This window comes from Streptomyces sp. R21 (assembly GCF_041051975.1).
Lineage (GTDB): Bacteria > Actinomycetota > Actinomycetes > Streptomycetales > Streptomycetaceae > Streptomyces.
On record NZ_CP163435.1, the window covers coordinates 8,866,864 to 8,885,680 of the forward strand.

The following is an 18,817-nucleotide window of genomic DNA, read 5'->3' on the forward strand; positions in this document are numbered from 1 at the left end:
CGGGGTCCCGGTCAGGTCAACCGCGGGCGCTGATGTCGTCGGCGGCCAGGCCCGACATCAGCAGGGTGATCGCGCGGAACGTCCTGGCCAGGGCATCTTCCCGATCCGCCGCGGCGGCGATGATCTGGTTGCCCTCGCACAGGCCTGCCAAGAGCAGCCGGGCGACGGTCCAGAGGGGACGGTGTCGGTGGCGCCGGGACCAGCGCGGCGTCGGATGTGCTTCCGTCGCCCTGCTCGATGAGTCTGCCGCTGCCCGGGCGCGGTCACTTGGGGTCGGCAGCGACGGCGCGCGGGCCATGGTGGGCGAGCTCGTTGGCCATCTGGCACCCGAGGATCCCAAGCCCGCACACGGCAAGGCCCTCGGACTCGTCGCGATGATGGCGGGGTCGCTGCAACTGTCCCGCGTCGCCTTCGGCTCGAAGCTCGCCGACGAGGTCCTTGAGGACGCCCCTCGCGTTCATGTGCTGGGCGGTGCGGGATCAGTTCGGATCGACGAATATGTCGAGCGCGAGATCACCCTCAAAGCCGGCAGGGCGGTAGGCGGACAGGTCGGTGACGCCCTCGTCCGAGAGGACCTCGTCGTCGATGAACAGGTTGGCGGTGCACTTCCGCGCGTCACGCGTGACGATGGCGTACGCGGCGTCAGCCATGATCCGCGGACTACGGGCTTGTCCGGCGCCGCCGACCACATTGCGCACGGCGGCTGTGTTGATCAGGGTCCGCGGCCATAGCGAGTTGGCGGCGATGCCGTCGGCGGCGAGCTCCTCGGCGAGCCCGATGGTGCACAGACTCATGCCGTACTTCGACAGCGTGTAACCGAGATGCTTCCCCACCCAGTGCGGCGCGAGGTTCAACGGCGGGGAGAGCGTGAGGATGTGCGGGTTGCTCGCCTTGCGCAGATGTGGGATCGCTGCCTTGCTCAGCAGGAACGTGCCACGCGTGTTGATGTCCTGCATCAGGTCGTACCGCTTCATCTCCAGCTGCTCCGACGACGACAGGTCGATCGCGCTGGCGTTGTTGACCACGATGTCGATGCCGCCGAAGGCGCTGACCGCCGCGTTGACGGCGGTGCGCACATCGTCCTCTTCGCGGACGTCGCCGACCACGGCCAGCCCCTTGCCGCCCGCGCGCTCAACCTCGTCGACGGCGGTGTGGACCGTGCCTTCGAGCTTTGGATGCGGCACGGCGGTCTTGGCGAGCATCACCACGTTCGCACCGTCGCGGGCCGCGCGCAGGGCGATGGCGAGTCCGATGCCGCGGCTGCCTCCCGACATCAGGACGGTCTTGCCGGCCAGCGTCTGAGTCATGGCTGAACCTCCAAAATAGATTGTCGGACTAATGATACGCGATGCTAATGGTATCTTCCACGTATGACTTCGACTCCCACACGCCAGATCGACCGGCTCTACCACGAGCTCCTGGCCCCCAAAGAGACACAGTCCGTTCGCGCTGCCGTGCGCCGGATCGCAGAACGCGAAGTGGCTCCGCACGCCGTGGCGATCGCCGGTGGCGACGAGCGCGCGGACGGCTTCCCTCGGCATGTTTTTGAAGGGCTTGCGTCGGCGGGGGTCTTCCGAATTCCCTTCCCCGGCGAGGTCGGCGGCGATGGCCTGACCCACCCGGCGACCGCCACCGCCGCGGCCATCGAGGAACTGGCCTACTACTCCAGCAGCGTCGCGGCCGTCTTCGATGTGCACTGCATCCTGGCGGGCAACGCCCTGCGGCAGGGTACTGAGGAGCAGCAGCAGCGGTGGCTGCGAAAGGTCGCAGAAGGCTCAGTGGTCGGTGCCTTCGCCACCACTGAGCCGGATGCCTCCAGCGACCTGTCTCCGCAAGCGGTACAGACCGAGGCGATACGCACCGAGGCCGGCTGGGTGCTGAACGGCCACAAACGGTGGATCTCCAACTCGCCCGTCGCAGGGTTCGTGGTGGTTCTCGCCCGCACCGGCAGGCGGCTGAGCATGTTCATCGTCGACACAGCACTTCCGGGCGTGGAAGTCGGCCTTCCCGACCGCAAGATGGGAAACCGCGGTCAGCTCACCGCGGACATCCGGTTCACGGGAGTGCAGCTTTCCGACGGCGACCTCCTCGGTGGCGTCGAAGGGCACGGACTGCGCCATGCACTGTCGACTCTGACCTATGGCCGGATCGGCATCGCGGCTGCCGGGGTCGGCATGGCGCAGGCCGCCTTCGATCACACCGTGGCCCACCTGTCGACGCGACACGCCTTCGGCAAACCGGTGGCCGCCAACCAGCACTGGCAGTTCCTGCTCGCCGAACGGGCCACCGAGATCGAGAACGCCCGCACCCTCTGTACCAAGGCCGCCCTGCGTCTGGACGCCGGTGACTCGTCCCCGGAGCCCGAGGCCGCGATGGCGAAGTACTACGCCACCAAGCTGTCGGTGGACATGGCGCGCGACGCCGTCCAGGCCTTCGGAGGCCTCGGCTTCGCGCGCGAGCTGGGTGCCGACGGCAGCCCCGGCCCTGTCGAGGCGATCTACCGGGACAGCAAGATCGGCGAGATCTATGAGGGGACCAATGAGATCCAGAAGTGGGTCATAGCCCGGCAGATCTTCGGTCGGGCCATCGTCGGCTGATCGCCCAGGACGCGCCGGTGCAGTAAGTCGACGGACGGTGGGGCATCCCGTCGGCCTGCAGCGGTCCCGCCCCCTCGGGCTTTCTCGTACGATGGACAGGACCATACGTATGACTAACCATGGGCGGGATAAACGATGTCCGAGGCTCCGCTGGTACCAGGGACAGTGGCCGAACACACCATCTGCCTGCTGGTCAAGCTCGGGCAGGTGGCGTTCAGGATCGCTGAGGACGGTATCGGCGGGACCGGTCTGCGAGTGCGGCACTACAGCGTCTTGCAAGCGCTTGCGGACAACGGCGCCATGCCGCAACTGGCACTTGGTTCATTCCTGCGCATCGACCCGGCGACGATGGTGACGACTCTCGACGACCTGGAGCGCACCGGATACGCCGAGCGGACGCGAGATCCACAGGATCGTCGCCGCTACGCCGTGGACATCACCGCCGAAGGCCGCAAGGTTCTTGCCGACCTCAACCGCACACTCGTCGATCTCGACGGTGAAGTCCTCGCAGACCTGGGTGCCACGGAACGAGACTCGCTACACGCCCTGCTGGGCAGCCTCGCGGGAAGTCCCACTCTGACCTCCCTGTTCGACGCCGCCCGGGAGCAGAATGGAGCGAAACGGGCTTAGCGGCTTTGGGGGATCGCACCCGGGTGCGGCGGTACGCCCCGGTTCCGGCAAAGTCCCGGAAGGGCGGCCGCCGAGGTCGCACTTCCCGTGACCGCTGGGTACGACGACCACATCGATCTTCGTGGCAGCGACTTCCACCAGGCCGGCAACTACGTAGACCCGGCCCCCTACGGCACGACCTGGGCGCGGGCACGGAAGTACGTTCTGACCTGCACGGAACTCGCCTCCGGGTTGGCCAAGCGGCCCTACGATCTCCGGCATGCCGGGATCTCGTTCTGGCTGTACCCGCCGAATGCGCTCGCCGCGCCGGTCGGAGCATCGAGGTCCTTTTCCGCCACTACGCCAAGTTCCTGGACGGGGTCCGGGAGCAGGCCAACCGCCTCATCGAGCAGTCCATGCAGGAGTGGGACCGCGTCAGCCAGGGCCAACAGCCTGGGAGCTGAGGGTTTGGTCTGTGACCGGTCCGGAAGAGCTGGTCGGGAGTGGGACAGGGGTGGGAGGAACTGGGAGTTACGACGTAGACAGGGCCTCGCGCTGAGCAAGTCAAGCGGAAGGCGCCTGACCGGCAAAATGCCAGGTCAGGCGCCTCTTTTCGTGCTTCTAGAAGAAGCCGAGCTTCTTCGGCGAGTACGACACCAGGAGGTTCTTCGTCTGCTGGTAGTGCTCCAGCATCATCTTGTGCGTCTCGCGGCCGATGCCAGAGCCCTTGTAGCCGCCGAACGCCGCGTGGGCCGGGTAGGCGTGGTAGCAGTTCGTCCAGACGCGGCCCGCCTGGATGGAACGGCCCGCCCGGTAGGCGGTGTTGATGTCGCGGGTCCAGACGCCGGCGCCGAGGCCGTACAGCGTGTCGTTGGCGATCTTGATGGCGTCGTCGAAGTCGTTGAACGACGTCACGGAGACGACCGGGCCGAAGATCTCCTCCTGGAAGATCCGCATGCGGTTGTCGCCCTCGAAGATGGTCGGCTGGACGTAGTAGCCGCCCTTCAACTCGCCGTCGTGCTCGATGCGTTCGCCGCCGGTGAGGACCTTGGCGCCCTCCTGTCGCCCGATGTCGAGGTAGGAGAGGATCTTCTCGAGCTGGTCGTTGGAGGCCTGGGCCCCGATCATCGTGTCCGTGTCGAGGGGGTGACCGGTCTTGATCTGTTCGGTACGGGCGACCGCCGCCTCCATGAACTCGGCGTAGTGGCCCCGCTGGACGAGCGCCCGCGAGGGACAGGTGCACACCTCGCCCTGGTTGAGCGCGAACATCGTGAAGCCTTCGAGCGCCTTGTCGCGGAAGTCGTCGTCCGCCGACCAGATGTCCTCGAAGAAGATGTTCGGGGACTTGCCGCCGAGTTCGAGGGTGACCGGGGTGATGTTCTCCGAGGCGTACTGCATGATCAGTCGCCCCGTCGTGGTCTCGCCCGTGAACGCCACCTTCGCCACCCGCGGGCTGGACGCCAGCGGCTTGCCCGCCTCCACGCCGAACCCGTTCACGATGTTCACCACACCCGGCGGCAGCAGGTCCGCGATCAGGCTCATCCAGTAGTGGATGGACGCCGGGGTCTGCTCGGCGGGCTTGAGCACCACCGTGTTGCCCGCCGCGAGCGCCGGGGCGAGCTTCCAGGTGGCCATCAGGATGGGGAAGTTCCACGGAATGATCTGCGCGACGACGCCGAGCGGCTCGTGGAAGTGGTACGCGACAGTGTCCTCGTCGACCTCGCCGAGGGAGCCCTCCTGGGCGCGGAGGGCCCCCGCGAAGTACCGGAAGTGGTCGATGGCGAGCGGGATGTCGGCGGCCAGCGTCTCACGCACCGGCTTGCCGTTCTCCCAGCTCTCGGCGACCGCCAGCTTCTCCAGGTTCGCCTCCATCCGATCGGCGATCTTGAGGAGGATGCCGGCGCGCGTGGCGACGGAGGTGCGGCCCCAGGCGGGCGCGGCCGCATGTGCCGCGTCCAGCGCGCGCTCCACGTCCTCGGCGGTGCCCCGTGCGATCTCGGTGAACGGCTGCCCGTTCACCGGACTCGGGTTCTCGAAGTACTGTCCCCGCGCCGGCGGCACGTACTCGCCGCCGATGAAGTGGTCGTAACGCGCCTCGTAGGAGACGATCGCGCCGTCCGCGCCGGGCGCCGTGTAACGAGTCATGCTGGTCTGCCTCCCGGAGAAGCGCTGCCCGCCGTTGGGCAGCTCTCCCCGCGAGGCTAGGAACGCGGACGTTGCAACCACGTTGCGCTGCCGCTGCCGGTTGGTCCGACGGCGGGCTCCGTCCGGCTCGTTCCGTCGCTTCGTGCCACCTCTGCGCGGGAAGCGCCAAGTTCCAGGCAGCAGGCAGCAGGCAGCAGGCGGCAGCCGTGCGCGTGCGGGCCGAGGGCGCGCCCCTCAGCGTGGCGCCGGTGGCGTTCGCCGAGGCGGTGTGCCGGGACGGGCCCGGCCCGCGGATGCGGGGCGTGTCCAGGTCGCGGGCGCCGCTTGTTCGGACTCCAGCTCCGCCAGACGCGCCCGTACGGCCGGTGCCGGGCGCACCGTGGCCAGCGCCCGCCAGATGTCGAGGTCGTCCTCACCCCAGGGCGCGTGTGCCCAGTCCGCCAGCAGATCGGGGTCGCTGCGGGCGATGAGCGCCGTACGGAGTCCATCGGCGAGCCTGCGCCGCAGCCGCACCACGGCCGGTGCCTGCGAACCGGGCAGCAGCGGACCGGCGTACGCCGACGCGGCCGCCGTGACCGCGCCCGTCGCGAGCCGTCGCTCCACGATCGCGACGTCGGACTCGACCGCCGCCGTGAGCCGGTACGGCCGGGACGCCAGCAGGCCGGGGCCGAGGAGTCGGCGCAGCCGAGCCAGTTCGGCGCGCAGGGTCACGGGCGTCACCGACTCGTCCTCGTACAGCGCGCACAGCAGCTCGTCGCCCGTCAGCCCCTCCGGATGCCGGGCGAGCAGCACCAGGATCTCGCTGTGCCGACGGCTGAGTCTGATCTTCCGCCCTTCCGCGAGCAGTTGGGCCTCGTCGCGGCCCAGAGCGGTCAGCTCGATCGTGCCGGTGTCCGCCGTCGGCGGTGTGAGCAGCGCCAACTGCGACTCCGCCGCGCGCGCCACCGCCTGGACGAAACCGAGGCTGTGCGGATGAGCGAGCCCGTCCCCTCCGGTGATGTCCACCGCGCCGAGCACGCGCCCGGTGCGCGGATCGTGCACCGGCGCCGCCGCGCACGTCCAGGGCTGGACGCACCGTCTGAAGTGCTCCGCCGCGAACACCTGCACCGGCCGGTCCACGGCGACCGCCGTACCCGGTGCGTTCGTACCCACCGAGGTCTCCGACCAGCGCGCACCCGGCACGAAGTTCATCCGGTCCGCCCGCCGCCGTGTCGTCGGATGCCCCTCGACCCACAGCAGCCTGCTCTGCGCGTCGCACACCGCCAGCAGGTGCTCGCCGTCCGCCGCGAACGTGCCCAGGAGCTCCCGGAACAGCGGCATCACCCGCGCCAGCGGATGCTCTGCCCGGTACGTGCCCAGGTCACCGTCGGTGAGCTCGACGCTCGCCGTGCCGTCGGGTCCCACGCCCGCCCGCGCCGAACGCCGCCACGAGTCGGCCACCACGGACCGCACCGGCCGCGGCACCGTGCCCGCCTCGGCGAACGTCGCGTGGGCGCGGCGCAGTGCCCGCGCCCGCTCGACGGGGTCGGCGCCCGGTTCCAGGGCCACCCAAGGATCGGTCAACTCGTCCTCCCGGAAGGCGATACGGCTGAAGCCATCGTCACTCCCGGTGGGGGCGCGGACAAGCTTTGTGACTGCGGTGCCCTCTTGTCGCACGCACCACTCGGCTCCTCCCATGCACTCCGGCACCCCGGCGGACCGCTGGTCAAGCGAAGTTGACGAGCCTTATGTAGCGGGTCCAGTCCCAGTTCGGACCGGGGTCGGTGTGGTCGGTGCCCGGGACCTCGTAGTGCCCGAGGATGTGCGCGCGGTCCCTGGGGATGGCGTACCGGGCGCAGATCGCCGCCGTGAGTTTGGCCGATTCCTCGTAGAGCGCGTTGGTGAAGTAGGCGGGCTGGTCCACCCAGCCCTCGTGCTCGATGCCGATACTGCGGGTGTTGTAGTCCCAGTTCCCAGCGTGCCAGGCGACATCGTGCTCCCGGACGCACTGGGCGACATGCCCGTCGGCCGAGCGCACCACGTAGTGCGCGGACACCTTCTTCTGCGGGTTCTGGAAGATGGACAGGGTGGTGGGGTAGGTCGCCTGCGTGACATGAATGATCACGTAGTCGAGCGGGTAGGTCGCCGGCCGGTTCGACGCCGTGTAGTTGGACGTGGTCGCCGGCGCCCATTCGGCGAGCGGATAGTCGACTGCCGCGACCTTAGCCGCGGCCCGGGTGCCGGGAAGTAACGCGTACGGAATGGCGGCGAGGGCAGCGCCCTTCAGCAACCGTCGCCGGCTCGGAGAGGATCTGGCGCGCTCCATGGAGCATCCGCCCTTTCGGTAGTGGGGGGTGAGACATGCCCGAGCCGGCACCTCCGGTGGCGCCGGAGTGCGCAGCTCAACGGCGCAGCACCGCGGCCGTCTCGCGCAGTTGGGCGTGCAGCCCGCGATGCGTCTCGCGAGCGGGCAGCCACTCCTTGCGGAGCTTGGCCACGCATGTGTAGTTGGTGTCGCACACGTTGGCCAGCGGCGACTCGACCGCCTGGGTCGCGAACTGGTAGGCGTCCAGCTCGCTGAACCCGTAGTCACGCACCAGCCACTGCACCAGGTCGAGTTGGGATATTCGGAAAGCGTCCTCGAGAGGGCGCGCCGAACCGGTCGAGATGATGTGGGTGTCGGACTCGATGCGCGGCCATGGCGTGGCGATCCCCTTGAGCAGTTCCACGACCACCACCGTGTTCATCGCGCACTCGACGGCGACTCCGCAGGTCTCGCCCTCGCCCTGCCGCGCATGCCCGTCACCCAGGCTCAACAGGGCTCCCTCGACATTGACTCCGAGGTAACAGGTGACGCCGGCACGCATCTCCGGGGTGTCCATGTTCCCGCCGTGCGCGTCCGGCACCAGCGCCGAGCGCACCTCCAGATTCGCGGGCGCCACGCCCACGGTTCCGTGCATCGGGTCCATGGGCAGCTCGATCCGGATGTCGCTGTCACGCGCGCTGAACAGGGCGGTGCGCCGGGCCCGGTCGAGCTGCCAGATCCACACCGTCTCAGGCAGTGGCGGCTGGAGCGTGGCCGTGGTGTGCGTGGAGGTGAGCGCGCCGAACAGGGGGACCGTCGTCGACGCCGCCCAGTCGCGGGCCGGCTCGATCGACACGAAGTGGACCGCCACGGTGTCGCCCGGCTCCGCTCCCTCCACATGGAAGGGTCCCGTCTGCGGATTGAGGAAGGGGAATTCGCAGACCTCGGACACCAGGTCCTTCTCCGACCGCACCCGCCCGGCGAAGCAGTCCTCCGTGTACAGGTCGAGGACGGTGCCCGGCGCGATGCGGGCCACGGGCGGCGCGCCGCCGAACGTCCACGCGTACTCGCCCGGTTCGGGTCGCACGGTCAGGATCCGTGGGTCGGTCATCTGATTCCTCCGTGGATACCCCCGCCTTCAGGCGGGGGAGGGAGCGGACTCCTGCGGCGTAGGGCAAGGGCTGCGATGCGCCGTCGGGGCGGATCGCGGTGCTCTGACCCGCAGGTTTGATCACTACCTGTGGTGGAGTTAGTTTGTGAACGTGACCGCGACGTGCGTGAAGCGGGCGTTCAAGTACCGCTTCTATCCGAGCGACGTGCAGGCAGCGGAGCTGTCGCGCACGTTCGGGTGCGTGCGGAAGGTCTACAACCTGGCGCTTGCCGCCCGTACCGAGGCCTGGGCGCGGCAGGAACGGGTCAACTACAACCAGACCTCGGCCCTCCTGACGGCGTGGAAGAAGACCGAGGAACTGGCCTTCCTGGGCGAGGTGTCGTCGGTGCCGCTGCAGCAGACGCTGCGGCACCTGCAGACCGCGTTCACCCACTTCTTCGCCAAGCGGGCCGGATACCTGCGCTTCAAGTCGCGTAAGAGGTCCCGCAGGTCCGCCGAGTACACCACCAGTGGTTTCCGCTTCCGTGACGGCCGTTTGACCTTGGCGAAGATGTCCGACCCGCTGGACATGGTGTGGTCCCGGCCGCTCCCGGAGGGCGCCAAGCCGTCCACCGTGACGGTGCCGCAGGACAGTGCCGGGCGCTGGTTCGTCTCCCTGTTGTGCGAGGACCCGTCGATCCAGCCGCTTCCCGCCACGGATGCGGTGGTCGGCGTCGATGTCGGACTGGATCACCTGCTGACCCTCTCGACGGGCGAGAAGGTCGCCAATCCCCGGCACGAGCGCCGTGACCGCGTCCGGCTCGCCAAGGCCCAGCGGGAGCTGTCCCGCAAGGCTAAGGGCGACGGAGCCAACCGGCGCAAAGCCCGGCGCAAGGTCGCGAAGATCCATGCGGGCATCGCCGACCGCCGCCGGGACATGCTGCACAAGCTGACCACTCGTCTCGTGCGTGACAACCAAACGCTCGTGATCGAGGACCTGACCGTCCGGAACATGGTCAAAAGCCGGAGCCTTGCCCGCGCCATCAGCGACGCGGCATGGGCGGAGTTCCGGAACATGCTGGAGTACAAGGCCGCCTGGTACGGGCGGGAAGTGATCGCGGTGGACCGCTTCTTCCCCTCCTCCAAGCTGTGCTCCCACTGCGGCGCCATCGCCAACGCGATGCCGCTGCACGTCCGCACGTGGACGTGCGCCTGCGGCACGACCCACGACCGGGACGTGAACGCAGCACAGAATCTTCTGGCCGCCGGGCTGGCGGTGACGGTCTGTGGAGCCGGTGTAAGACCTCAACGGAGCACTCCGGGCGGGCAGTCGGCGACGAAGCAGGAAACCCCACGGCACAAGCCGTAGGAATCTCCCTCGTTCACGAGGGGGAGGAAGTCAAGGCTGTACGGCTCCGCTCTGCCGAAGGTCGGTGGACGAGGTCTCGTCGAGATGGACGCGGGCGGTTTCGGCTATGCGCCCCGGATGGCGACGCAACAAGACGATCAATACCACGACACCGGCGGCCATCCAGATTCCGACGACCGGTCCCGCGTAGGACACGGGTGGCGTCAGCTCGGACACGAACTCGAAGACCGGCAAGCCCGCCGCCGTCAGCAGGGCGGGGACGAACGCGGCGAAGCCGAGCAGCGGGAACACCAGATGCCGCACCGGGTGGAACAACTCGCGCCTGCGGCGCAGGAAGTAGCCCGCGCACGCGAGGTTGACGACGATGTACACACCGATGACGACCGTGACGATCACTGTTGCCAGCAGCAGGAAGGCGGTAACGGGGTCGTAGGCGAAGCCGAGAGCCAGCATGGCCGCGACGGCCATGGCGCACTGCACGGCGACTCCGGCGACGGGGGAGCGGTGCTTGGGATGCAGAAGGGTGAAGAGCTGCGGGAAGACCCGGATGCGGCTCAGGGCGAAGGCTGTCCGTGTGGAGACATTGGCACAGGCGTTGGCGTTGGCGATCGTCGAGTTGATCACGGCCAGGAAGACCAGCACCCAGAAGAGGCCGAATGACGCGCGGGCCACGCCTTCCCAGGACGCGGCACCCGAGGCGCCGAATCCCGCGAAGCGGTCGGGGCCGATGTACACGGTCATGGCGTACGTGGTCACGACGTAGACGAGCCCGATGGCCAGGGCCGCGCCGAGGACCGCACGGTGCATCGTGCGGCGCGGATCCTTCGTCTCCTCGGCGAGGGGTGCCGCTGCCTCGAACCCGGCGAGCGCGAGCACCGTGTACACGGATCCCGCGAACACCCCGCCGATGCCTTCGTATCCCTTGGCCGTGTGCGACGTCCCGAACACCGACAGCGTGTTGTCGCTGCCCGCCTTGGCGATCAGCCAGACGGTGAAGACGAGGAAGACCAGGACCTCGAAGATGCCGAGGACGGTGCCGAAGCGGGCCGAGGCGCGCACTCCGAAGTACCCCGCGATCGCGATGATCGCCGCTCCCGCGAGCGACCACGGCCACCACAGGTCGCCGGGATACGAGGACCATTCCTGGTGCAGTGTGCCCGCCGTGGTGAATCCGAGTTGGAGCAGGAGCAGCGGCGGTACCAGAGCCTCCACGAACACGTACCCCCAGCCGACGAGGAAGCCGACGGCCGGGTGCAGTCCCTGCGCTGCGTACGTGGCGACCGAACCGGCGGCGGGTAACTGCCGTGCCAGTTCCGCCACGCATGACGCGGTGAGCAGACATGCCGCCAGGGCGATCAGTACGGACAAGGGCAGACTGCCGCCCGCGAAGGCCGCGCCGGACGGAATGGACGCCGCGACTGCCGCGGCCGGTGCCATGGCCGTGATGCTCTGGAACAGGACCTCGCGCAGCCCGATGGCCTCGCGCCGCAGCTCTGGAGCTGTCTCCTCCGACATGTGAACCCCCCGATTCCCCCGGACACACCGCCATCTGCCGGATGGCTGCGCCTCGCGTGAATCACGGTACGGCGCCTGCCGGTTGGGCAGGAAGAGCGCGGTGTGCGGCGGTGGAGAACTCCAGAACTGTGGACAACTCCGTCACTCACACGGGGGAATGAGAGCTCTGCGTCGGCGGGAACGGGTGCTCTCTGCCGGCGTGAGCAGACGTTCAGCGTCTGCGGGACCGAGCACCCGGCCGTGCGCTAGGCGCGGCCCGCCACCGCGGCCGGATCGTCCAGCACCGCCCGCACCACCGAGTGCGCCGCGCCCAGCAGCGGACCTTCCGGCCCCAGCCGCGACACGGACACGGCGCAGGCGGGACCCGCGGTGCGTCGCGCCAACTCGCTTTCCAATGAGGGCAGCAGCCACGGTGCGAGGCCGGACAGCTCGCCGCCCAGGACGACGGTCTCGGGATCCAGGAGGTTGACCGCCCCGGTGAGGGCGATGCCGAGCGCGGTCCCGGCGTCGTGCAGGGCACGTCGTACGGCGGCGTCGCCGTGGGCGGCGCGCTCGGCCAGCAGACCGGCGCGGTCCGTGCCCGGTTCGAGGCCCGCCGCGCGCAGGACGGCCTCCTCACCGGCGTACTGCTCCAGGCACCCCCGCCCGCCGCAGGCGCACTCGGGTCCGTCCGGGCGGACCGGCACATGCCCCAGCTCGCCCGCGAAACCGCGCGTTCCGCGCAGCAGCCGCCCGTCGACGACCACCGCCGCGCCGATGCCGATCTCCGCCGAGACGTGGAGGAAGTCACGCGGCATGGCGTCGCCGAGCCAGAGTTCCGCGAGGCCGCCGAAGTTCGCCTCGTTGTCCACGGTCAGGGGCAGGTCGTGCGGGAGCAGCGCGCCGAGATCGGTGTCGTGCCAGCCGAGGTTGGGGGCGCGGACCACGGTGCGGGCGTCGCGTGCCACGAGGCCCGGCACGGCGACCGCGAGGCCCGCGGGCCACAGTCCTTCCCGGTCCGCCTCGGCGATGACCTGCCGTATGAGACCGGCCAGTTCCTCGATCACCGGCTCGGGCGGCCGGCCGCGGTTCGTGCCGTTCCGTACGGCCCGCGCCCGCACCTGGCCCCGCAGATCGACCGCGCACGCGGCGAGATGGTCGACGCCGACCTCCGCGCCGATCCCGGCGGGGCCATGCCCGCTGACGGCGAGCGCCGAGCCGGGGCGTCCCACCCGGCCGGGTCGCTCGGGGCCCAGCTCCTCCAGGAGCCCCGAGCGGATCAGCTCGTCGACCAGGGTCGAGACGGCGGCCCGGGTCAGGCCGATGCGCGAGGCCACGGCGGCCCGCGAAAGCGACCCCTCGGCGCTGACCGTGTGCATCACCCGAGAGAGGTTGCGGCGCCGCATGCCCTGCTGGGTGTCGGGCAGTCGGCGGCCGGAACCGGTCGGACCGTTCTCGTGCAGCGGTGCGGTCATTCCTCCGTCAATCCTCGTTGGGCCGGGCCCCTCGGGGCGGTCGTGACCGCCGACCTTCGTCAGCGCTGGTGGGGCTCGCGCTCCAGCAGCGGGGCCGCGTCGGAGAGTACCCCGGCGATCCGCGCGAGCGTCGCGTCGTCCCGCTCCACGGCGTCCAGTACGGGGCCTCGCGCGGTGTCCCAGCGGCGGGCGACCGCGGCCGGGTCCTCGCCGGTCAGCACGCCCGCGGCCTGCGCGGCGGCCCCCAGTGCGACCAGCTCCTTCGCCTCGGGAACCTGGACGGGCCGCCCCGACAGGCGGCGTACGGTCTGCTGCCAGGCCGTGCCGCGTGCGCCCCCGCCGATGAGCAGCAGTGGCGCGGAGCGGTCGGCGTCCGCGTCGAGCACCAGGTCGAGGGCGCCCAGCAGCGAGTGGACTGCACCGTCGTACGCCGCCTGGAGCAGCTGTCCGCCGGTGGTGTCGTGCCGGAGCCCGGACAGCAGGCCCGAGGCGTGCGGCAGATTCGGCGTGCGCTCGCCGTCCAGGTAGGGGAGCAGGGTCACGTCCCGGCCCGGCTCGACGGCCTCGCGGTCCAGGCCCAGCAGCGCGGCGACGCGGTCGACGGCGAGCGTGCAGTTGAGGGTGCAGGCCAGCGGGAGCCAGTCGCCGCGTGCGTCGGCGAAGCCCGCCACGGTACCGGTCGGGTCGGCGGGTCGCCGTGTCGAGACGGCGTACACCGTGCCGGAGGTGCCGAGGCTGAGCACCGGGGTGCCGGGGCGCAGGCCGAGTCCGAGCGCGGCGGCCGCGTTGTCGCCGGTGCCGGGAGCGACCAGGGTGCCCTTGGAGAAGGGCAGCTCATGGTTGTCGCGCACGGTCCCGGCCACTTCGCCGGGGCGGACCACGCGGGGGAGCAGCGCCGGGTCGAGGCCGACGTGGGCGAGCACCTCCTCGTCGTACGCCTCGGTCCCGGATGCCCACCAGCCCGTGCCGGAGGCGTCGCCCCGGTCCGTCGTGCCCTGTCCGGTCAGGCGTTCGGTGAGGTAGTCGTGGGGCAGTCGGACGGCCGCGGTGGCGCGCACGGCGTCGGGCTCGTGCTCGGCCAGCCAGGCCCACTTCGTGACCGTGAAGGAGGGGCCCGGCACGCTGCCGGTGCGCTCGGCCCACGCCTTCGCACCGCCCAGCTCCTCGACCAGCCGGCGTGCCTGCGGCGCGGACCGTACGTCGTTCCACAGCAGCGCCGGTCGTACGGGGCTGCCCTGTGCGTCGAGCGTGACGAGACCGTGCTGCTGCCCGCCGATCGACACCGCAGCTGCCTCGTGGGCGGCGTCGCCGCACTGGTGCAGGGCCTCGCACAGGGCGTCCCACCACTGCCGCGGGTCGCTCTCGCGGCCCGCGCCGGTGGAGACCGTGTGCGGGGCCTGCCCGCTCGCTACCACCCGTCCGGTCGATGCGTCGACGACCAGGGCTTTGGTGGACTGGGTGGATGTGTCCACCCCGACGACGAGCGGACCCTCGGCTGCTGACATCGGGCTCTCCCTCTTCCGCGACTCCGCGGTATTTGTCCTGGTGGGTGGGGCTCCCCGGACCATCGTGGCCCGGGTCTCGCACTTCGTCTCTTCCCAGAGATGCGTTCGCATACTAATTTGTTAACTGCCATGACGAAATAGTCGGAGCTAGCAAGGAGCCGCGGCATGAACTACCAGCCCACCCCCGAGGACAGGTTCACCTTCGGCCTGTGGACCGTCGGCTGGCAGGGAAGGGACCCGTTCGGCGACGCCACCCGGCGTGCCCTCGACCCGGTCGAGACGGTGCAGCGCCTGGCCGAGCTCGGTGCCTACGGAGTGACCTTCCACGACGACGACCTGATCCCCTTCGGGTCCACGGACACCGAGCGCGAGTCGCACATCAAGCGCTTCCGCCAGGCCCTCGACACGGCCGGGATGTCCGTGCCGATGGCCACCACCAACCTCTTCACGCACCCCGTCTTCAAGGACGGCGCGTTCACCGCCAACGACCGCGACGTACGCCGCTACGCGCTGCGCAAGACGATCCGCAACATCGATCTCGCCGTCGAGCTGGGCGCGCAGACGTACGTGGCCTGGGGCGGACGCGAGGGAGCCGAGTCCGGCGCCGCCAAGGACGTACGGGTGGCACTCGACCGGATGAAGGAGGCCTTCGACCTCCTCGGTGAGTACGTGACCACCCAGGGCTACGACCTGAAGTTCGCGATCGAGCCCAAGCCGAACGAGCCGCGCGGCGACATCCTGCTGCCCACCGTCGGCCACGCGCTCGCGTTCATCGAGCGCCTGGAGCGCCCGGAGATGTACGGCGTCAACCCCGAGGTGGGCCACGAGCAGATGGCCGGGCTGAACTTCCCGCACGGCATCGCGCAGGCCCTGTGGGCGGGCAAGCTCTTCCACATCGACCTCAACGGCCAGAGCGGCATCAAGTACGACCAGGATCTGCGCTTCGGCGCGGGGGACCTGCGATCCGCCTTCTGGCTGGTCGACCTCCTGGAGAGCGCCGGTTACGCCGGGCCGAAGCACTTCGACTTCAAGCCGCCGCGCACCGAGGACTTCGACGGGGTGTGGGCGTCGGCGGCGGGCTGCATGCGCAACTACCTGATCCTGCGCGAGCGCGCGGCCGCCTTCCGGGCTGACCCGGAGGTACAGGAGGCGCTGCGGGCCTCCCGGCTCGACGAGCTGGCACAGCCCACCGCGGCGGAGGGCGTGGCCGGGCTGCTCGCGGACCGGTCCGCCTTCGAGGACTTCGACGTGGAGGCGGCCGCCGCGCGCGGTATGGCCTTCGAGCACCTGGACCAGCTCGCCATGGACCACCTGCTGGGTGCGCGGGGCTGACGCCAGGACGCGCGTGAGGCCCGCTCCGGCCGGGAGCGGGCCTCCGGGTCCTCGGGCTGATCCCTAGGGCTGATTCCTCGGGCCGGTCCGGCCGCTCCCTGGGATCGGTCCTTCTGAGATCCGTGGATCTTTGCGTGGAATTCACCGGAATCACGCGATCCGCGGCATGAGTGCGTATCAACTTCCGCACGGGGGTCGCCTCATGACCGGTTCGCGGCGACTCTTGACGGTATGGCTACGCCACCGTTACCGCCCCAGCCCCCGCGGCCGCCGGGAGGCACCCCGCCTCCCGGAGGTGGCGGATTCGGTCCGCCTCCTGGGGGCTACGACCCGCCGTCCGGAGGCTACGGACCGCCGCCCGGTGGTTATGGTCCGCCGCCCGGGGGCTACGGCCCGCCGGGGCAGGGCGGGGGCTGGCAGCCGCCTCAGTCGCCCGGCGGTCCGGGTGGGCCTCGTCCCGGTGGGCGGCGGACCCTGTTCATCCTGCTCGCCGTGATCGTGGCCGTCGGTGTCGTGGTCGCCGTGGTGCTGGTGACCACCCGCGGCGACGGCTCGCCGGGCGACAAGAAGTCGCCCTCCGCCAGCAGCGCGAGCACGAAGGGCTCGCCCACTCCGTCGCTCAGCATCCCCTCCGAGCTGCCCAGTGTGACGCCGACCCTCCCGTCGGAGGTACCCAGTGGTGTGCCCAGTGATCTGCAGTCGCTGTTCCCATCCCTGGCAAGCGACCAAATCCCGTACTACACACTGAAGTCGGGCGACTGCTTCGACACCGACGACAAGCGCCCTGGCCAGGCCACCAAACGTTCGTGCACCAAGCCGCACGACGCCGAAGTCGTCAAGGTGACGGAACTCCAGGGCAGTTACACAACCGACGCTGCCCTGAAGAAGGCTGCCTCAGCACTGTGCGAGAAGCCCCTGAACCGCAAGGCGGCCAAACAGCCCTCCGCCACCGTGCGCGGCACGCTGGTGCAGTACCCGGACTCCACCGGCTACAAGATCGGCATCGACAACGTCGCCTGCAGCCTCTCCGGGGACGTCGGCGCCGGTGATCACAAGCTCACCAAGCCCCTGACGTGAGCGTCACGCGCGGCAGCCGCACGTACGTCACCGTCGTCTCGAAGCCGGGTGTCTACCAGCCGGCCCTAGGTGTCGAACGTGCCCGCCCCGTCCGTCATCTGATTCCTCCGTGGATACCCCCGCCTTCAGGCGGGGGAGGGAGCGGACTCCTGCGGCGTAGGGCAAGGGCTGCGATGCGCCGTCGGGGCGGATCGCAGTGCCCCCACCCGCAGGTTTGATCACTACCTGTGGTGGAGTTAGTTTGTGAGCTGTGACCACTCCGGTGAAGCGGGCGTTCAAGTACCGCTTCTATCCGAGCGATGTGCAGGCGGCGGAGCTGTCGCGCACGTTCGGGTGTGTGCGGAAGGTCTACAACCTGGCGCTCGCGGCCCGTACCGAGGCGTGGGCGCGGCAGGAACGGGTCAACTACAACGCCACTTCGGCTCTGTTGACGGCGTGGAAGAAGACCGAGGAACTGGCGTTCCTCAATGACGTGTCGTCGGTGCCGCTGCAGCAGACGCTGCGGCACCTGCAGACCGCGTTCACCCACTTCTTCGCCCGGCGGGCCAAGTACCCGCGCTTCAAGTCCCGGAAGAGGTCGCGCAGGTCCGCCGAGTACACGACCAGCGGCTTCCGCTTTCGTGACGGAAGACTGAGGCTGGCGAAGATGGCTCAGCCCCTGGCCATCGTCTGGTCGCGCCCGCTCCCGGAGGGCGCCGCGCCGTCCACCGTGACGGTGTCGCAGGACGCGGCCGGGCGCTGGTTCGTGTCGATGTTGTGCGAGGATCCGTCGATCCAGCCGCTTCCCGCCACGGATGCGGTGGTCGGCGTGGATGTCGGACTGGATCACCTGCTGACCCTCTCGACGGGCGAGAAGGTCGCCAATCCCCGGCACGAGCGCCGTGACCGCGTCAGGCTCGCCAAGGCCCAACGGGAGCTGTCCCGCAAGGCTAAGGGCGACGGAGCCAACCGGCGCAAAGCCCGGCGCCAGGTCGGGAAGATCCATGCGAGGATCGCCGACCGCCGCCGGGACATGCTGCACAAGCTGACCACTCGTCTCGTGCGTGACAACCAAACGCTCGTGATCGAGGACCTGACCGTCCGCACCATGGTCAAAAACCGGAAACTCGCCCGCGCCATCAGCGACGCGGCATGGGCGGAGTTCCGGAACATGCTGGAGTACAAGGCCGCCTGGTACGGGCGAGAAGTGATCGCAGTGGACCGCTTCTTCCCCTCCTCCAAGCTGTGCTCCCACTGCGGCGCCATCGCCAACGCGATGCCGCTGCACGTCCGCACGTGGACGTGCGCCTGCCGCACGACCCACGACCGGGACGTGAACGCGGCACAGAACCTTCTGGCCGCCGGGCTGGCGGTTTCTGTCTGTGGAGCCGGTGTAAGACCTCAACGGAGCACTCCGGGCGGGCAGTCGGCGACGAAGCAGACAACCCCACGGCACGAGCCGTAGGAATCCGCTTCGTTCACGAGGGGGAGGAAGTCAACCCGAAGTCGTTGTCGTTGATGAGGGCGAGCGTGTCGTGGTCCACCCGAGCGACACCCTCGATCTTGCCGGGCACGGCCTGGGGTCCAAAGGGAAAGCCGAGGTTGCCCGCACCCGTGCAGCAGCTCGGCGGCCGACTCGGGCTCGGCGAGGCGGATACGGGCGAGTGCCTGATCGGTCGACACGATCGCCCGCTGTACGCGCTCGCGCGGCGCCTGCAGTGCCTCGGCTGACCGGGCGAAGTAGTCGTGCGCCTTGGCCGGGGCGCCGACGTACAGCGACGTGACGCCGTGCCCCGATGGGCTGCGCGCAGGCCGTCGCCTTCCTGCGCGAGCGCCGGCCCGCTGGGTAGGTGTCGCTGCC

Annotated in this window: 15 protein-coding genes and 1 pseudogene; 6 read left to right on the plus strand and 10 right to left on the minus strand. The window is 69.8% G+C overall.

The annotated features are described in order from the left end of the window. Nucleotides 1-16: 16 nt before the first annotated feature. Both AB5J56_RS39655 and AB5J56_RS39660 read right to left on the minus strand, forming a co-directional pair. Complete coding sequence (locus tag AB5J56_RS39655) at nt 17-151, minus strand: hypothetical protein (RefSeq protein WP_369240400.1); 135 nt, start codon at nt 149-151, stop codon at nt 17-19. 328 nt (nt 152-479) lie between these two features. Then, nucleotides 480-1,307 (minus strand): SDR family oxidoreductase, encoded by an 828-nt coding sequence (locus tag AB5J56_RS39660; RefSeq protein WP_369240402.1) that lies wholly within the window; start codon nt 1,305-1,307, stop codon nt 480-482. A gap of 63 nt (nt 1,308-1,370) precedes the next feature. Here AB5J56_RS39660 and AB5J56_RS39665 point away from each other — a divergent pair, with 63 nt between their 5' ends. After that, on the plus strand, nt 1,371-2,597 hold the full coding sequence (locus tag AB5J56_RS39665) for an acyl-CoA dehydrogenase family protein (protein WP_369240404.1): 1,227 nt from the start codon (nt 1,371-1,373) through the stop codon (nt 2,595-2,597). Nucleotides 2,598-2,762: 165 nt separating this feature from the next. Continuing rightward, complete coding sequence (locus AB5J56_RS39670; protein WP_369240406.1) at nt 2,763-3,227, plus strand: MarR family winged helix-turn-helix transcriptional regulator; 465 nt, start codon at nt 2,763-2,765, stop codon at nt 3,225-3,227. Nucleotides 3,228-3,827: 600 nt separating this feature from the next. Here the strand turns inward: AB5J56_RS39670 and adh are convergent. The 4 genes from adh to AB5J56_RS39690 all read right to left on the minus strand — a co-directional run bounded on the left by adh (nt 3,828) and on the right by AB5J56_RS39690 (nt 8,746). Beyond that, a complete protein-coding gene (adh, locus tag AB5J56_RS39675) occupies nt 3,828-5,351 on the minus strand; it encodes an aldehyde dehydrogenase (protein WP_369240408.1) in 1,524 nt (507 codons plus the stop codon). Between the two features lie 234 nt (nt 5,352-5,585). Next, the gene (locus tag AB5J56_RS39680; protein ID WP_369240410.1) at nt 5,586-6,914 is read right to left on the minus strand and encodes a GAF domain-containing protein; all 1,329 of its coding nucleotides are present in this window, start codon (nt 6,912-6,914) and stop codon (nt 5,586-5,588) included. Nucleotides 6,915-7,056: 142 nt separating this feature from the next. Next, a complete protein-coding gene (locus tag AB5J56_RS39685; protein ID WP_369240412.1) occupies nt 7,057-7,656 on the minus strand; it encodes an N-acetylmuramoyl-L-alanine amidase in 600 nt (199 codons plus the stop codon). A gap of 76 nt (nt 7,657-7,732) precedes the next feature. Further along, the gene (locus tag AB5J56_RS39690; RefSeq protein WP_369240414.1) at nt 7,733-8,746 is read right to left on the minus strand and encodes an acetamidase/formamidase family protein; all 1,014 of its coding nucleotides are present in this window, start codon (nt 8,744-8,746) and stop codon (nt 7,733-7,735) included. Nucleotides 8,747-8,897: 151 nt separating this feature from the next. On the opposite strand from AB5J56_RS39690, the gene AB5J56_RS39695 reads away from it, so the two are divergent. Then, a complete protein-coding gene (locus AB5J56_RS39695; protein WP_369240416.1) occupies nt 8,898-10,094 on the plus strand; it encodes an RNA-guided endonuclease InsQ/TnpB family protein in 1,197 nt (398 codons plus the stop codon). 30 nt (nt 10,095-10,124) lie between these two features. On the opposite strand, the gene AB5J56_RS39700 is transcribed toward AB5J56_RS39695, so the two are convergent. From AB5J56_RS39700 to xylB, 3 genes are all read right to left on the minus strand, one after another. Continuing rightward, nucleotides 10,125-11,609, minus strand: a complete 1,485-nt coding sequence (locus AB5J56_RS39700) for an APC family permease (RefSeq protein WP_369240418.1) — start codon at nt 11,607-11,609, stop codon at nt 10,125-10,127. Between the two features lie 245 nt (nt 11,610-11,854). Continuing rightward, entirely contained in the window at nt 11,855-13,063 is a 1,209-nt protein-coding gene (locus AB5J56_RS39705) for an ROK family protein (protein ID WP_369240420.1), read from the minus strand. Nucleotides 13,064-13,122: 59 nt separating this feature from the next. Further along, nucleotides 13,123-14,568, minus strand: coding sequence for a xylulokinase (gene xylB / locus AB5J56_RS39710; RefSeq protein ID WP_369240422.1), 1,446 nt, complete (start codon nt 14,566-14,568; stop codon nt 13,123-13,125). A 165-nt stretch (nt 14,569-14,733) separates the two neighbouring features. Here xylB and xylA point away from each other — a divergent pair, with 165 nt between their 5' ends. The 3 genes from xylA to AB5J56_RS39725 all read left to right on the plus strand — a co-directional run bounded on the left by xylA (nt 14,734) and on the right by AB5J56_RS39725 (nt 18,421). Next, nucleotides 14,734-15,900 (plus strand): xylose isomerase, encoded by a 1,167-nt coding sequence (gene xylA / locus AB5J56_RS39715; RefSeq protein ID WP_369240424.1) that lies wholly within the window; start codon nt 14,734-14,736, stop codon nt 15,898-15,900. A 492-nt stretch (nt 15,901-16,392) separates the two neighbouring features. Next, a complete protein-coding gene (locus AB5J56_RS39720) occupies nt 16,393-16,977 on the plus strand; it encodes a hypothetical protein (protein WP_369240426.1) in 585 nt (194 codons plus the stop codon). 250 nt (nt 16,978-17,227) lie between these two features. Beyond that, nucleotides 17,228-18,421 (plus strand): RNA-guided endonuclease InsQ/TnpB family protein, encoded by a 1,194-nt coding sequence (locus tag AB5J56_RS39725; protein WP_369240428.1) that lies wholly within the window; start codon nt 17,228-17,230, stop codon nt 18,419-18,421. 143 nt (nt 18,422-18,564) lie between these two features. Here the strand turns inward: AB5J56_RS39725 and AB5J56_RS39730 are convergent. Continuing rightward, a pseudogene (locus AB5J56_RS39730) lies at nt 18,565-18,744 on the minus strand (hypothetical protein); the annotation flags it as partial. Nucleotides 18,745-18,817 lie beyond the last annotated feature (73 nt).